We start from the raw sequence: 15,672 nt of genomic DNA, 5'->3' as shown, positions 1-15,672 counted from the left end.
AACTATTCGCCGCGGCCGACTCAAGATGTGGATGTTCAGCGGCGGATCCGCAGCCCCTTGGGAGTGATGCCGAAGCCGGCGGCCTCGAACGCCGCGGCATGGGACGAGGTGTGGACGGGCTCGCCACCGAGGGTGGTGACGGTGAGCGCGCCGACCGCGCCGGACTTCACGGTTCCGGCGAGCGCCGTCGCAGCGGCCGGGACGGCACCGGCGCGGTCGTCGAGGACCAGGACGGTTCGCCCGCCGCGTTCGACGAACAGCACACACACTCCGTCGACCAGCACCACCAGAGCTCCCGCCTTGCGACCGGGGCGGTGTCCGGACCCGTTCCCCGTCCCCTCGCCGCCCATGTCCCCGTCGCTGCGGGTGCGTGCGGCGGGCCAGGGCAGGGCGGCCCCGTAGGGGTTGGCGGGGTCGGTCGCGGCGAGGACCCGAACGGCGGGCTCGTCCGCACCGGATGGCCAGTGGGCGTCGTCGGCGGTGTCGTCGAAGGTCCGCAGCCGATCGATGGTGTTGCCGGCGGCGAACTGGGCGGCACCGAGGCCGTCGACGAAATACCCGCGCCGACAGCGGCCCGAGTCCTCCATCTGCGCCAGTACCTTGTACACGGCCGCGAACCCGCCGGGGATCTCCTCGGCCTCCACCGCGCCCCGCGTGACCACACCATGACGCAGTAGCAGAGTCTCGGCCCAGGCGTGGGCCCGCAGCGTCGCGTCGGTGACCGGCTCCGGCACCAGCGACCAGCGGCCGGCGAGCAGGGGCGGCGTCCTCGTACCCGCGGCGACGGAGTCGTTCAGTTGGGCCATGGTCGTCCTGCCCAGCCGGGCACGGCGCGGTCGGGCGGAGGACCTGGGCGAACGATGCGCGGTCCCCGACCCCGAGGATCCGCCGCCGGCCAGCACCGCGCGCAGCGGCGCGAAGGTGTCATTGGTGACCGCTCCGTCCCACACCAGATCCCACAGTGCGTCACGGACCGCGGCCTCGGTGATGGTGAGCACGGGGTCTGTAGTCGCAGGGTCTGTGTTCGCAGGGTCTGTAGGTGCAGGGTCTGTAGGCGCGGGGGCGGCCGCGTCTTTCACCTTGGCGACGATGTCGCGGAAGAACAGGGCGCCGCCGCGCAGGGACTCGACGACGGCGAGGTGGACCGGCCCCTCCGGCTTCGGTCGATCGAGGGGCAGGGTCGCACCGGCCGAATCGGCTGGGTGCAGGGAGACCCAGCCGTCGCGTGAGCCCGCCCGACCACGCCCGCTCCAGATGACCTCTCCCCCGGCCAGGAGTTCGTCGAGCATCGTCGGTGAGTAGTCCCGCACCCGGGGTGCCAGGATCAGCGGTTCGAGAGCGGAGGCGGGCACCGCGAGTCCGTCGAGCTGCTCGACCACGGCGAGCACCCCGTCCACGCCTGACTCGGCGCCGGGCCCTGTGCCCGCACCCGCTCCGGTGCCGAGGCTCTGCCAGCCGGGCAGGAAGCGGCCCAGCGCGGAGTGCGAGACCGGTTCGATCTGCGATCGCAGTGCGGCCAGCGAGCGGCGGCGGATGTGCCGCAGGACCTCGGCGTCGCACCACTCGGGGCCCGTCGCGCCCGGACGGAACTCGCCGGCCAGCAGCGCCCCGGAAGACGTGAGTCGATCGAGAACGCCGCGGGCGACGGCCACCCCGAGCCCGAAACGCTCGGCGACCGCGTCGACGGTGAACGGGCCGTGGGTGCGCGCATAGCGCCGGATGAGCTCACCGAGCGGGTCGGTGACATCGCCGAGGAACGCCGACGGCACCCCGGGCGGCGGCGGGACACCCAGTCCATCGCGGAGCCTGGACACGTCTTCGACGCCGGCCAACCACGTCCGGCCGGAATGCTCGACGGTGACCACGCGCCACGCCTCGGCCAGGGAGGCGAGCCATGCGGGGGCGGCGTCGGGGTCGGTGGACCGGGCCGCGACCTCCTCGGCCGTGAGCGGGCCCAGCAGGCGCAGGAGATCGACCACGGCCTCGGCGTCGCGGGCGGCGCGATCGGGCTCGAGGTGCTGCAGCCGCCGTTCGATCGAGTCCAGGACCTCGATGTCGAGCAGCTCGCGCAACTCGACGCGACCGAGGAGCTGCCCGAGCAGCGACGGGTCGATCGCGAGCGCCGCCGCCCGCTTCTCCGCCAACGGCGAGTCGCCCTCATAGAGGAACGCCCCGACGTAGTCGAACAGCAGCGACTGCGCGAACGGCGAGGCACTGGGTGTGTCCACCTCGACGATCCGCACGGTGCGCGACTCGATCTCGGTCAGGATCCGCTCGAGCGCCGGGACGTCGTAGACGTCCTGCAGACACTCGCGCACCGCCTCGAGGATCATCGGGAAGTCCGGGTAGCGGCGGGCGACGTCGAGCAGCTGCGCCGACTTCTGCCGCTGCTGCCACAACGGCGCCCGCCGGCCGGGGTCGAGCCGGGGGAACAGCAGGGCGCGCGCCGAACACTCACGGAAGCGGGAGGCGAACAGTGCGGACCCGCCCACGTGCCGGGTGACCAGGTCCACCGCCTCCTCGGCCCCGATGGCGAACGTCTCGGCTCCCGGGCGTGCGCCCACCTCGCCGTCGTCCCCCATGTCCGGTACCCGGAGGATGATGCCGTCGTCGGACACCACCGGCACCGCGTCGAATCCGTGCGCGGCGGCGAGCCGGGCGCGCACGGCCTCCGCCCACGGCCAGTGCACCCGCGCCCCGAACGGCGAGTGGAGAACCACCCGCCAGTCGCCGACCTCGTCGCGGAAACGCTCCACGACGAGCGTGGTGTCGCTGGGTACATGACCGGTGGCCTCGCGCTGTTCGGACAGGAAGCGCCGGAGATTGGTGGCGGAGTTGGCATCGAGGCCGGCGGCGTCCAGCCGGGCGGTGGCCTCCGCGTCCGTGCCGCCCGCGACCTCCCGCAGGAAGCCGCCCAGCGCGCGGCCGAGCTCGGCGGGCCGACCCTGGTCGTCACCGAGCCAGAACGGCAGCCGACCGGTGCCGCCGGGCGCGGGGGTGACCAGCACCCGGTCATGGGTGATCTCCTCGACGCGCCAGCTCGAGGCCCCGAGCGCGAACACGTCACCGACGCGGGACTCGTAGACCATCTCCTCGTCCAGCTCCCCGACACGGGTGGCCTTCTCCCCCACCATGAACACGCCGAACAGTCCGCGGTCCGGGATCGTGCCGCCCGAGGTGACGGCCAGCCGCTGGGCGCCGGGGCGGCCGGTGAGCGTCCCCGCGTCGCGGTCCCAGACCAACCGTGGCCGCAATTCCGCGAAGTCCGCCGACGGGTACTTACCGGCGAGCATGTCGAGCGTGGCCTCGAACGCCGACCGCGGCAGCCCCTGGTACGGGGCCGTGCGCCGGACGGCCGAGAACCACTCCTCCACGTCGATCGGCTCCAGCGCACACGCCGCCACCGTCTGCTGGGCCAGGACGTCGAGAGGGTTGGCGACAACCGACAACTCCTCGATCGCACCGGCGAGCATCCGCTCCACGGTCACCGCGCTGTGGACCAGGTCCGCACGGTGCTTGGGGAACACCACCGCCCGGGAGACCTCACCGACCTGGTGACCGGCACGGCCGACGCGCTGCAGCCCCGACGCCACCGACGGCGGTGACTCGACCTGCACCACCAGGTCCACCGACCCCATGTCGATGCCCAACTCGAGGGACGAGGTGGCCACCACCGCCCGGAGCCGGCCCGACTTCAACGCGTCCTCGATGAGCGCCCGGCGCTCCTTGGACACCGACCCGTGGTGCGCCATCGCCAACTCCGGCGGTGCGCCCCGCGTGACCTCCGAGGGCACCATCACCTGCGCTGGCGGTCGGGCCGGGGGCTCGGGCAGGGACCCGGGGTCGGTGTCCTCGGCGTAGATCTCGTTGAGGCGGGCGGTGAGCCGTTCGGCCAGGCGACGGGAGTTGACGAAGACGATCGTCGAGCGGTGCGCGGTGACCAGGTCCACCACCTGCCGCTCGACGTGCGGCCAGATCGACCCCTGCCCCGGCGTGCCCGGTGGCGCGGAGACATCCGGGGCGGCCGAGGACAGGTCGGTCATGTCCTCCACCGGGACCCGGACGGACAGCTCGAAGCTCTTGTCCGACCGCGGCGCCACCACGGTGACCGGGCGCTCACCCGCCAGGAAGCGGGCCACCTCGGAGTGCGGCCGGACCGTCGCCGACAACCCCACCCGCTGCGCGGGCGCGTCGAGCAGCTCGTCCAGACGCTCGAGGCTCAGCGCGAGGTGCGCGCCGCGCTTGCTGCCGGCGACCGCGTGGATCTCGTCGATGATGACCGTGTCCACGTCCGTCAGGGTCTCGCGGGCGGCCGAGGTCAGCAGCAGGAACAATGACTCGGGCGTGGTGACCAGGATGTGCGGTGGCCTGGCCCGCTGGCGGCGTCGCTCGTCCGGCGGGGTGTCACCGGTCCGGATCCCCACGGTCACCTCCGGCGTCTCCGTGCCCAGCGCCGCGGCCTCCCGGGCGATCCCCGCGAGTGGCGCCCGGAGATTGCGCTCGACGTCCACGGCCAGCGCCTTGAGGGGGGAGATGTAGAGGACACGGGTGCCGGGGCCGGACGCGCGGGCACTCCCGGCGGCACTGCCCGGGTCGGGTTCGGCCGGCCCCAGGAGCAGTCCGTCGAGCGCGGCGAGGAACGCCGACAGCGTCTTGCCCGAGCCCGTCGGCGCGACGACCAGGGTGTGGGCGCCGCCCGCGAGGGCCGCCCACGCGCCGGACTGCGCGGCGGTGGGCGCGCCGAACGCACCACGGAACCAGGAGGCGGTGGCCGGGTGGAACCGGTCCAGGGCGACGGACATGAACTCATGATGTCGTACGGCTACGACACACGCCGTGACACGCACGGGGCTCCGTAGAGTGTGCTCATGCGCGATCTCGACGACCACGACCTGGCTTCCCACCTCGCCACCGGCATCGGGGACATCGTCCGCGGCACCCGCGCGGGCGGCCTGCTGCACGGACGTTCGCTCGCGCGCGTGGCCAACGACGTCGCCGAGGACTGGACCGACGAGGTGCTCGCCGTGCACCGACCGGACGACGGGATCCTCTCGGAGGGGGTCGCCGACGATCGCAGCCGCCTCGCCAAGTCACGGGTGTGGATCATCGACGTGATCGACGGCACCAAGGAGTTCTCCACCGGCCGGTCGGACTGGTCGGTGCACGTCGCGCTCGTCGTCGACGGCCGGCCCACCGTCGCCGCCGTCGGGCTCCCCGACGCGGGCCGGGTGTTCCGGTCGGACCAGGTCGACTACGTCGACGGCCCGAGTTCGGGGGCCATGGTGATCAGTCGCAACAACCCGCCCGCCGGGATCCACGAGGTCGCCGACGAGCTCGGGTTGCACGTGCGGCCGATGGGGTCGGCCGGCGCCAAGATGCTCTCCGTCCTGCTCGGTGACGCCGATGTCTACCTCCACGCCGGTGGACAGAACGAGTGGGACCAGGCGGCGCCCGTCGGCGTGGCGCTCGCCGCCGGGCTGCGCGCCTCCCGGATCGACGGGTCGCCCCTCGAGTTCAACAAGTCCGACACCTACTCCCCGGACATCCTCGTGTGCCGACCCGAGCTCGCCGAGAAGGTACTCGCCGTGACGGCGGGGCACCCGGTCTGGACCGCGTGACCGGGCCGCTTGAGTAGACTTGAGCCCCATGACCGTCCCCACCCCGTACGAGGACCTGCTGCGGTTGGTCCTGGAGCAGGGCGCCCCCAAGGCGGACCGCACCGGCACGGGCACGCGGAGCCTGTTCGGCCACCAGCTGCGCTACGACCTGGCGCAGGGGTTTCCGCTGATCACCACCAAGCGCGTGCACTTCAAGTCCGTGGCGTACGAGCTGCTGTGGTTCCTGCGTGGCGACTCCAACGTCGGGTGGTTGCGCGAGAACGGTGTGACGATCTGGGACGAGTGGGCGGACGCCGACGGTGAACTGGGGCCCGTGTACGGGGTGCAGTGGCGCTCGTGGCCGACCCCCGACGGCGCCCACATCGACCAGATCGCCGCGGCCGTCGAGTTGCTGAGGACCGACCCGGACTCGCGGCGCAACATCGTCTCCGCGTGGAACGTCAGCGAGTTGTCGGAGATGGCCCTGCCGCCCTGCCACCTGCTGTTCCAGTTCTACGTGGCCGACGGCAAGCTCAGCTGCCAGCTGTACCAGCGCAGCGCCGACCTCTTCCTGGGCGTGCCGTTCAACATCGCCTCCTATTCCCTGCTCACCCACATGATGGCGCAGCAGGTGGGTCTCGAAGTGGGTGAGTTCATCTGGACCGGCGGCGACTGTCACATCTACGACAACCACGTCGAGCAGGTCCGCACACAGCTCTCGCGGGAGCCGTACCCCTACCCCGAGCTGCGGCTGAACCGCGCCCCGTCGATCTTCGACTACACCTTCGAGGATTTCGAGGTCGTCGGCTACGAGCACCACCCGGGCATCAAGGCCCCGGTCGCGGTCTGATCCGGCGGACGGCTGCGGTGACCGTGCGGATGGTGTGGGCGCAGGCCCGCGGCGGGGTGATCGGTGACGGCCGAGACATGCCGTGGCACATCCCCGAGGACCTCGCGTTCTTCAAGCAGGCCACCGTCGGGCGTCCCGTGGTGATGGGCCGCGCGACGTGGGACTCGATCCCGGAGCGGTTCCGCCCCCTGCCCGGCCGTCGCAACGTCGTGTGCACGCGGGACGCCGACTGGTCGGCCGACGGCGCCGAACGCGCCGGGTCCGTGGAGCGCGCCCTGGAACTCGCAGGCCCGGAGGCCGCGGTGATGGGCGGCGGCCAGATCTACGCCGCGGCGCTGTCCGCCGCGGACGAGTGTCTGGTGACCGAGATCGACGCCGAGGCGCCGGGCGTTGTGCTGGCGCCCGAACTGGACGACGCCTGGGAACTGGCCGAGGTCGGCGAATGGATCACCGACCCACGGAGTCGGGTCGAGGGGTACGACGACGAGGTGCGGCACCGGCACACCGTGTGGCGTCGCCGGAGAATCTCCTAGAACCACTTCCAGGTCTTGGGGATCTTCTCCCCCGCGGCGAGGATCTTGATCTTCGCGCCCGCCATGAACCCGTTGATCTCGATGTCCAGGTGGGGACCGCCGTGGACGTCGTAGCGCCCCTCGTCGATCCTCAGCTCGCTCATGGTCCGGTTGCCGGTGATCGACACCGAGACCCCGGGCGGGAGAAGGATCTTGGCGTTGGCGCCCCACAGATCCAGTTGGAGGTGGGTGCGCGGGCGGTCGACGACGGCCTCTCGGGCGTCGAGGTAGATCTCACCCAGCCACGACGTCAGTCGGTAGTCGTCCGGCAGCATCCAGCGGCCCTCGCGCTTGAGGGTGTCGAAGACGGAGGTCCTCTTCTGGCTCTCGTCCACGGTGATCGCGCTGCCGGGACGGGTGGCCGGCGGCGCGGAATGCACCGGGCCGACCGGCGCCGGTCGGGCGTGCTGTGCCGGGCCGGGCCGGTCGGCGGGGAGACCGCTCAGCGCCACCTCGAGTTCCGCGGGGCAGGTCGCGGCCCAGATCTTGGCCGCTCGGTCCGAGAACTCGGCGAGCGACAACTCACCTCGCCCCACCATCGCCTCGAGGCGCCGCTGGGCCAGGGTCCGTGGGTCGTTGTCCTGCTCCGGGTTCATGCCCCCAGGTTACTCAGCGCGTGAGGTCCTTCATCATCGAGCGCATGTCGGTGGTCAGTTCGTCGGCGAGGTCCTGCAGGCCACCGGAGATGACCTGCGAGAGGAGATCCGGGTTCTGGGCCTCGATCACGCAGCCGCCGCCGGACTCGCGGATCACCACATTGCACGGGATCATCAGGGCGACGTCCTTGCTCACGTCGAACGCCTTCCCCGCGAACCCGGGATTGCAGGCGCCGAGGATGAGGACACGCTCGATGTCTTTGTCGATCTTGTTCTTCAGGGTGGCCGTGAGGTCGATCTCGTGGAGGATCCCGAACCCGCGGTCGGCGAGCGCAGCACGGGTCGCCTCCACCGCCTCGTCGAACTCCATCTCGGTGAACGTGCCGATTCCGATGTCCATGTCGACTACCTCCGGTGTCGTCGGTGCTGGTCTTGTCGGTTCTGGTCTCCGGTGTCGTCCCCCAGCCTGCCACGGCGCCGGGCGGTGGTCAGGCGAGCGAGAGGAACAGCTTCTCGAGCTCGGGCAGGTCCACCCCGTCCGCGCCGGGTTCGCCGTCGCGGGTGATGCACTCCTGGATGTTCTCGCTGATGATCTTGAACCCCGCACGGTCCAGCGCCTTGGACACCGCCGCGAGTTGGGTGACGATCTCCTTGCACGAGCGTTCCTGCTCGACCATGTCGATCACCGCGTTGAGCTGGCCGCGCGCGCGGCGCAACCTGTTGAGGACCTGCTGCCTGGGCTCGGACACAGCTTTTGCGGACACTGCTTTGTCGGACACTGCTTTGTCGGACACTGCCCGCTCGGTTTCTGACATCGTCGTGCCTCTCGTGGGTCACTGATGGTCTCGGACGGTGAAGGTGGACTGACGCGAGACCCCCGTGGGTCCACCGGATGACTCCAGTGTACCCGCGGGGGTATATTTCCGCGAGTGCCGGTTACTGTCGGCCCAGCTGACGGTCAGTCGTCGTGGACGATGATCCCGCGGACCATGCCCTCGCCGCCGCGCTCCATGATCTCGTAGCCCTCGTTGACCTGGTCGAGGGTGAAGCGGTGCGTGATGAGCTCGTCCAGCTTGAGCTGCTTCTCGTCCCACAGACGCAGGATGTTGGGGATGTCGTGGAAGGCGTTGGCGGAGCCGAAGAGCGAGCCCTTGATGACCTTCTCGTACTGCGAGACGAACAGGCCGGGCAGGGAGATCGACTGGTTGTCGAGGCCGCCCATCGAGGTGAGCACGACGACGCCGCGCTTACCGACCATGTCGGTCGCGTCGGCGGTGACCTTCGCGTCGGCCACGCCGATGGTGATGATGGCCTTCTCCGCCATCGTGCCCCAGGTCAGGCCCGGCAGCTCGGCCTTGGCCTCGTCGACGTCCGTGTAGACGTGGGTGGCGCCGAACTCCTTGGCCTTGGCCAGCTTCGACTCGTCGGTGTCGATGGCGAGGATGAACCGGGCGCCCGCGTGCTTGGCGCCCTGGATGGCGTTGATGCCGATGCCACCGATGCCGAACACTACGACGGTGTCGCCGGCCCGGACGTCGGCGGAGTAGACGGCGGAACCCCAGCCGGTGGTGACGCCACAACCCACCAGGGCCGCGACCTCGAAGGGTATCCAGTCCTGGACCTTGACCACCGAGTTCATGTTGGCCACGGTGTACTGCGAGAACGTACCCAGGGTGCACATGGCACCGGCGGTCTCGCCGTTGTCCAGTGCGAACGGGTAGCGGCCGTCGGCCATCTCACCGATGGTGCCGTTGAGGCCACCGTCGCAGAGGTTGGTCATCCCGCGCGCGCAGGCCGAACACTTGCCACAGGCAGGGATGAACGACCCCACCACGTGGTCGCCGGGCTGAACGTGGGTGACGCCGTCACCGACCGCCTCGACGACGCCCGCACCCTCGTGACCGCCGACGATCGGCAGGCGACCCGGCAGGTCGCCGCTGGTGATGTGCAGGTCCGAGTGGCAGAGGCCGGCGACCTTCCACTTGACGAGCACCTCGCCGAAGTTGGGTCCGTCGAGCTCGGCCTCGACGATCTCGAACGGCTTGCCGAGCTCTCGGACGATGGCGGCCTTGGTCTTCATTGAACTCCCTCCGGGCGCGACGGGGCGAAGCCCGTCACTGGAACGTGTTCTAGCAACGTTAGCCCCATAGGTGAACCCTGTGGGGTGGTTACCGGAACGTGTTCCGGCGGGACCCCGCCGCCGCCGTCGTCCCGTCAGGAGAGTGGATCGACCCGCCGATCAGGGCTGCGCGTCACCCTGCTGCGCCTGCGCCTCCTCGACGGCCTTGCGGACCTCGTCCATGTCGAGCCCCTTGATCTGCTCGACCAGGTCGTCCAGAGCCTGCTCCGGGATGGCACCCGAGTGGCGGAACACCGCGATGCCCTCGCGGAACGCCATGAGCGTCGGGATGGACTGGATCTGCAGCATCGCTCCGAGCTGCTGCTCGGCGTCGGTATCCACCTTGGCGAAGGTCAGCTCGGGGTTCTTGCCCGAGACCTTCTCGTAGACCGGACCGAACGCCTTGCACGGGCCACACCACTCGGCCCAGAAGTCCACCAGGACGATGTCGTTCTCGGTGACGGTCTTCTCGAACTCGGCGGTCGTGATGTCGACGGTGCTCATACGAATGCCCTCCTAGCGCGGACGGGGCGGCTCTCGTCCCGTCTCGTTACGCCGCCAGCCTACGGACAGCCCGCGCCGGCGACGACCTTCCGCGACAATCCATACCTCTGGGGGTATGAATGCCGCGCGTAGTCAGTGACAACGTCGCCGGAGGCGGGTTATTCCCAGCTCCCCCCTGGCCTCACGCCTCCCGGGACGTCTCCCGGCGGGGCGGCGAGTCGAGGACCTCGGCGAGGAACTTCTCGAGCTGGTCGAGGAAGACCGCGTTGTCGTCGCCCGCGACCATGTGCCCGGCGTCGGGCACCTCCATCGTGTACGCGTGCGGGAGCAGCCCCCGCAGGTGCCGCACCGACTCGTCACTGACGATGTCCGACGCCGAGCCCCGGATGAGCAGGGTCGGTTGCGTGATGTGCGGGACGAGCTCCTCGAAAAAGGCGTTGCCGAGTTCCGCGTTGTCGGCCGAGGCGCAACCGGCGAAGCGGGGGTCCCAGTGCCAGTGCCACCGTCCGTCCTCGCGCAGCCGGAGGTTCTTGCGCAGGCCCTCGGGATTAGGCGGTCGCTTGCGCTGCGGCTGGTAGGCGGCGATCGCGTCGGCGGCCTCCTCGAGACTGGCGAACCCGTTAAACCCGGAGCGCATGAACTCCCCGACCCGCTCGACACCCTTTGCCTCAAGCTTCGGGGTGACGTCCACCAGGACGAGCGCACGGGCGACGTCCTTGCCGGTGCCCAGCGAGAGCATCGCGGTCATCCCGCCGAGGGACGCGCCGACGATCACCGGACGCCGGGAGGGGAACCGCTCGGCGACGATCGCCTCGAGGTCCGCGGCCAGCCGGTGGATGTCGTAGTCACCCTCCGGATCCCAGTCGCTGTCCCCGTGACCACGGGCGTCCATCGCGGTGACCCTGTACCCCTCCCCCGACAGCCGGCGGGCGGCGCGGCTCCACGCGTGGCGGGTCTGGGCACCCCCGTGCAGCATGAGGATCTCCTCGACCGGGTCGAGCGAGTCGCCCGCCGGATCCACCGGATCCCACACCTCGCCGACCAGCGTGACACCGCCGTCGCGTTCCACCGTGAACTGCCGCGGTTCGCAGATCGTCTCGGTACTCGACATGTACGGGCCTCCCGGGATGCCGCCCACCCCATCGGTGGAACGTGTTCTCGTGCCGTTCTACCACGCCCGCTCGGCGATCACCCGCGTAGCGAGGTCCTCGGCCACCGCGAGGACCGTGTAGTAGGGGCCGCACCGCGGCAGCGAGGGCAGCGCCGACGCATCGGCGACCCGCAGTCCCGGCACCCCCAGGACACGTCCGGAGTCGTCGAGCACCTCCCCGATCCGCGCGGTGCCGGACAGGTGCTGCGAGGTCGAGACCGTGACGTCCCCGTCCAGGCCCATCCGCTCCGCCACCCTCGCGGCGGCCTCGGCGAGGACGGCCGCGTCGTGCGGATCGTCGGCCAGGTGCACGGTCCCGTCGTCACCGATCCGGCCACGACCGACCGGGGTCATCAGGGCGACCCCGATCCGGCGCGGCGCCGGCACCAGGCCGGGGATGACGTGGTGCAGGGGGACGGCATAGGGACGGATCTCGACCTCGGCCGCCGCGGACAGCTGCAGCCGGACGACATGGGAGAGCAGGGGTGGCAGCCCCCCGGGCGCGTCCGGGCCGGGACGCGGGTACGGGTCCCGGCCCGACAGGACGTCCGCGGGAAGGTCCAACAGCAGCTCCGGATGCTCCTGCACCCCGAGGCCGACCGGGTGTCCGGTGGACGGTCCGATCCCGGACCCCGTCAGCAGGGCGGCCGTCCCGATCGCCCCCGCACACAGCACCACCTGTCCGGCACCGATCTCCTCGTCGTCGTCGAGCACCACGCCGTCACACCGTCCGGCGACGCGCCCGCCCTCCCACCGGAGCGACCGGACCTGCGCCCCGGTGCGCACCCGGGCCCCCGCGCCGGACGGGTCCCAGGCGTCGAACGCGGTCACCCGCCGAGGGCCCCGGCGCGCCTGGCCGATCGCGGACACGCGGCCGGGGAACGCGGCGGCCACCCGCGCGGCGACCGGACCCATCGGCGCCAGCCCGGGTCGGAGGCGCTCGGCGGCGCGGGCCAGTCCCACCGCGTACCGCCGCGGCCAGTCCGGACCCCACTCCGCGAGGTCCGCCGGTCGCGCCGGGGCGCAGTACCCCCCGTTGACCGCTCCGGACCCGCCGAGGGTGCGGCCGCGGGGCAGGTCGAGTCTCGCCTCGCCGAGTGTGGCGCGATGACGGGCGACGACCTGCGACCCCGGACCCACGTCGAGCAGGCCCGCGCGCGGCGAGGCGCTCGCGGTGCCGGACTCCACCAGGAGGACGTCGGCACCGGCCTCGGCGAGGCGGCGGCCCATCACGCAGCCGGCCGGGCCCGCGCCGACCACCACCACGTCGGCCCGCGCGGCGCCGCTCACCGCGTGACGTCCGGTCGCAGTGCGTCGAGCGAGCGCGCGGCCCACGCCGACCGCCACACGCCGACACCGTAGGCCAGGTCGTCGAGGCGATGGAGCAGGACGTGCCCGAGGGGCTCGTCGATCGGCAGCCGTCCGGGTTCCCGGGCGGTCCACCAGTGCCACAGACCCTCGGCCACCGCCGCGGCGAGGAGACGCTGGCGCAGGCCGCGAGCCGCGTGGGAACGGGACCGGGCGGTGGCGGCGAGCGCGGCCGCCGTGACCGGCCAATACGGGCGTAGTAGTGCCTGCGGTAGCTGACGGACCGACGCCCCGGCTCCCCGGGTGACCAACCCGGCGGCCGCGCGACCGTCCCCGGTGAGGCCGCGGGTCCGCCACCACGCTCTCCCGATCGCACCGGCCGCGACCAGCGACCCCACCGGCGTGGCGCTCCACACCCCGATCGCCACGGCGAGGGACCACGGTGCGGCCACCGCGGGCGCCACGGCGGCCCCGTGGCGGTCGGCGAGCGGCGCCGCTCCACGCCCGTAGAACGCGCGCCGCGCCACCACCGCGCCGAGCGACGTGCGATGCCGGTGCGCCACCCTGGCGGCCGGCTCGTAGCGCAGATGGCTCCCCGCGGCATCGGTGCGCCAGCACAGGTCCACGTCCTCGGCGACGCGCATGCGTTCGTCGAACGGGCCGATTCCCCCGCCCTCGGGAGGGGGCGGCAACCGGTCGGGTCGTACCGCGAGCGCCGCGCTGGGGACGTACGCCACCCGTGTGCGGGGTCGGACCCTCGCAGGCTCGGGCCCCATGTCCAACGCGGAGCGGGCCGTCTCGTACCCGCGTACCCAGAACCGCCCCGGTTCGGCGGCCACGATGCGGGGCGCGACCGCGGCGACCCGGGGGTCGTCGAGGCGGGCGAGCAGGACGTCGAGCCACCCGGGCAGCGGGATCACATCGGCGTCGAGGTAGACCACCACCTGCGCCCCGGCCCCGACGGCCGCGGCGGTGCCCGCGTTGCGGGCGGCGGCGGGTCCCCTCGACTCGTCGTGGCGCAGGATTGTGGTGGCGGCCGGGGTGACGGAGGTGGCCGGGGTGGCGGGGGTGGTCAGGGAGGCGGAGGTGGTCAGGGGCGGCGTGGAGCCGTCGTCGACGACGACGAGGTGCAGTCCGCGGGCGAGTTCCGGCGCGAGCGCCTTCGAGAGCGCGGCGACCCCGGCGGCGTCGTCACGGACGGGGACCACCACCGCGACGGCCGCCAGCGGACGGGTGCCCGTCGCGGTGCCGGCGGGGTGGGCCATCCCCCGGTCCGTGAGGGCACGCGCGAGGGCCGCACCCGCGGGGGTGTCGGTGGCGACCGTCTCGCCGCCGTCCAGGAGAGCCGACACGGCCGGCGACGGCGTGATCAGGGTGACCGGGTCGCCACCCAGCACCCGCACGACGTCGCCACGGCGCAATACCCGGGTACGACGGTCGAGCAGAACGTGGGGGACCTCGCTCATCGCAGCATCCCGTCCTCCCCCGGCCGCCAGCGTCCGAGGCGGCCGCGGGCGTCGTCGAGCAGCGCCTCCCACAGGCGCCGGCCCTCGTCGGCGGAGGCGGTGGTGGGGTCGCCCAGCACCCCGTTCGGGCTCACCGCCGCGACGCCACCCTCGCGGAGGGCGGGCAGGATCCGCGGCAACGGTTCGACACATCCGGGCGCGGCGAGGTCGACCCGCACGAGGTCGGGGTGCAGATGCAGCAGGAGCGAGGTCTCGGCGTGACCGGCGTGGGTGTCCGTGGGGTCCTCGCTCGTGCGGCAGGGCAGCCAGGCGGCGTCGCGGCCCTCGTAGCGGAGTCGGGGTACCGCGAGGCGCAGTGCGTCGACGTTGCCGCCGTGCCCGTTGACCACGACGAGCCGGTCCGCCCAGGCGCTCACCGACCGGCCGAGCTCGATGATCGTCCCGGCGAGGGCCTCGGTGCCGATCGACACGGTCCCGTCGAACGCCTGGTGCTCCCCGCTCGCACCGTAGGCGAGGCCGGGGAGCACACGGACGTCACCGGGGGCGAGGGCGCGGGCGGTCGCGGTGGCCAGGAGGGTGTCCGTCTCCGGCGGCAGGTGCGGGCCGTGTTGCTCGGTCGCCCCGAGAGGCAGCACCGCGAGCACTCCCGCACCGGCCCGGCCGGTCGCGCCGATCGCGCCCGTCACGTCGGGTCAGACCTTGATCGCGCCCATGTCGACGGTGAAGGTCGAGGCGGTGATGGTCCGCGAGGCGTCCGAGGCGAGGAACATCACCGAGTCCGAGATGTCGTCGGTGGTGGCCATGCCCATCCCCAGGATCGGCGTGAAGTGCGGCAGGAACTGCGGCATGGTGTTGAACACCTCGAGCGCGTCGGGGTCCTCCGCGCCCATCGGCGTCTGGACACCGTAGGGGTGGATCGTGTTGACCCGGATACCGCGCTCGCCGAGCTCCTTCGCCGCGGTCTGGGCCAGGCCCACCACGCCGTACTTGGACGCCGAGTAGGGCGACTGCACCGGCATGGCCTTGAGACCGGCCACCGAGCTCACCAGGATGATCGACCCGCCGTTACCGGCGGAGAGCATGTGCGGGATCGCCGCACGCAGCGTCTTCCAGTACCCCGTGAGGTTGATGTCGAGGGTGTCCTGCCACTGCTGCTCGTCGAGCTCCCAGACCTTGCCCCAGTTGCAGATGCCCGCGTTGGCGATCACCACGTCCAGGCGGCCACCGAAGCGCTCCACGCCGCGGGCCACGAGGGCCTGCTGGAACGCCAGGTCGCGGACGTCACCGACCTCGGCGAGGATCTCCCCTCCCTCGGCCTCCACGCGCTCGATGGTGGTGGCCAGGTCGTCCTCGGTGGCGGCCCGGTACTTCACGTACTCGGACGGCGAGTCACACAGGTCCAGGCCGATGATCCTGGCACCCTCGCGCGCGAAGCGGATCGCGTGCTTGCGGCCCTGGCCGCGGGCCACACCGGTGATGTAGACGACCTTGCCGTCGAAATCTCCCATTA

Annotated in this window: 14 protein-coding genes; 3 read left to right on the top strand and 11 right to left on the bottom strand. The window is 71.9% G+C overall.

What is annotated here, in order from left to right; genetic code table 11:
- Nucleotides 1-35: 35 nt before the first annotated feature.
- Nucleotides 36-4,802, bottom strand: a complete 4,767-nt coding sequence (locus tag CK206_RS16795) for an ATP-dependent helicase (protein WP_096907077.1) — start codon at nt 4,800-4,802, stop codon at nt 36-38.
- Nucleotides 4,803-4,868: 66 nt separating this feature from the next.
- Between CK206_RS16795 and CK206_RS16790 the strand changes: the two genes are divergently transcribed.
- The 3 genes from CK206_RS16790 to CK206_RS16780 are packed head-to-tail and all read left to right on the top strand — an operon-like array spanning nt 4,869 to nt 6,980.
- Nucleotides 4,869-5,618 (top strand): 3'(2'),5'-bisphosphate nucleotidase CysQ, encoded by a 750-nt coding sequence (locus tag CK206_RS16790; protein WP_096907528.1) that lies wholly within the window; start codon nt 4,869-4,871, stop codon nt 5,616-5,618.
- A 28-nt stretch (nt 5,619-5,646) separates the two neighbouring features.
- Nucleotides 5,647-6,447 carry a thymidylate synthase gene (locus CK206_RS16785; protein WP_067716561.1) on the top strand — a complete coding sequence of 267 codons (801 nt, stop codon included), beginning with the start codon at nt 5,647-5,649 and terminating at the stop codon, nt 6,445-6,447.
- Between the two features lie 17 nt (nt 6,448-6,464).
- A complete protein-coding gene (locus CK206_RS16780) occupies nt 6,465-6,980 on the top strand; it encodes a dihydrofolate reductase (RefSeq protein ID WP_096907076.1) in 516 nt (171 codons plus the stop codon).
- On the opposite strand, the gene CK206_RS16775 is transcribed toward CK206_RS16780, so the two are convergent.
- The 10 genes from CK206_RS16775 to CK206_RS16730 form a co-directional block, all read right to left on the bottom strand.
- Nucleotides 6,977-7,615: a DUF1707 domain-containing protein gene (locus tag CK206_RS16775; RefSeq protein WP_067716564.1), complete on the bottom strand. Its 639-nt coding sequence runs from the start codon at nt 7,613-7,615 to the stop codon at nt 6,977-6,979. The two genes, CK206_RS16780 and CK206_RS16775, sit on opposite strands and share 4 nt — an antisense overlap.
- Before the next feature lie 13 nt (nt 7,616-7,628).
- On the bottom strand, nt 7,629-8,015 hold the full coding sequence (locus CK206_RS16770; RefSeq protein ID WP_007631133.1) for a DUF302 domain-containing protein: 387 nt from the start codon (nt 8,013-8,015) through the stop codon (nt 7,629-7,631).
- Between the two features lie 88 nt (nt 8,016-8,103).
- Nucleotides 8,104-8,430 carry a metal-sensitive transcriptional regulator gene (locus tag CK206_RS16765; protein WP_235027768.1) on the bottom strand — a complete coding sequence of 109 codons (327 nt, stop codon included), beginning with the start codon at nt 8,428-8,430 and terminating at the stop codon, nt 8,104-8,106.
- Nucleotides 8,431-8,573: 143 nt separating this feature from the next.
- Complete coding sequence (locus CK206_RS16760) at nt 8,574-9,695, bottom strand: NDMA-dependent alcohol dehydrogenase (protein WP_007631130.1); 1,122 nt, start codon at nt 9,693-9,695, stop codon at nt 8,574-8,576.
- 159 nt (nt 9,696-9,854) lie between these two features.
- Entirely contained in the window at nt 9,855-10,238 is a 384-nt protein-coding gene (gene trxA / locus CK206_RS16755) for a thioredoxin (RefSeq protein ID WP_007631129.1), read from the bottom strand.
- Nucleotides 10,239-10,419: 181 nt separating this feature from the next.
- Nucleotides 10,420-11,349 (bottom strand): alpha/beta fold hydrolase, encoded by a 930-nt coding sequence (locus CK206_RS16750; protein WP_050797185.1) that lies wholly within the window; start codon nt 11,347-11,349, stop codon nt 10,420-10,422.
- Nucleotides 11,350-11,406: 57 nt separating this feature from the next.
- A complete protein-coding gene (gene mftG, locus CK206_RS16745; RefSeq protein ID WP_269529482.1) occupies nt 11,407-12,678 on the bottom strand; it encodes a mycofactocin system GMC family oxidoreductase MftG in 1,272 nt (423 codons plus the stop codon).
- The gene (gene mftF, locus CK206_RS16740) at nt 12,675-14,162 is read right to left on the bottom strand and encodes a mycofactocin biosynthesis glycosyltransferase MftF (protein WP_096907075.1); all 1,488 of its coding nucleotides are present in this window, start codon (nt 14,160-14,162) and stop codon (nt 12,675-12,677) included. Before mftF ends, mftG begins: the two co-directional genes overlap by 4 nt.
- Nucleotides 14,159-14,848, bottom strand: a complete 690-nt coding sequence (gene mftE, locus CK206_RS16735; RefSeq protein WP_007633256.1) for a mycofactocin biosynthesis peptidyl-dipeptidase MftE — start codon at nt 14,846-14,848, stop codon at nt 14,159-14,161. Before mftE ends, mftF begins: the two co-directional genes overlap by 4 nt.
- Nucleotides 14,849-14,854: 6 nt before the next feature.
- Complete coding sequence (locus tag CK206_RS16730; protein ID WP_096907074.1) at nt 14,855-15,670, bottom strand: mycofactocin-coupled SDR family oxidoreductase; 816 nt, start codon at nt 15,668-15,670, stop codon at nt 14,855-14,857.
- Nucleotides 15,671-15,672: the final 2 nt, after the last annotated feature.

It is taken from the genome of Dietzia sp. WMMA184, from assembly GCF_002441635.1.
GTDB classification, from domain to species: Bacteria; Actinomycetota; Actinomycetes; order Mycobacteriales; family Mycobacteriaceae; genus Dietzia; species Dietzia kunjamensis.
Note: the sequence above shows the minus strand (reverse complement) of the source record. Positions and strands in the feature narration are given on the sequence as shown.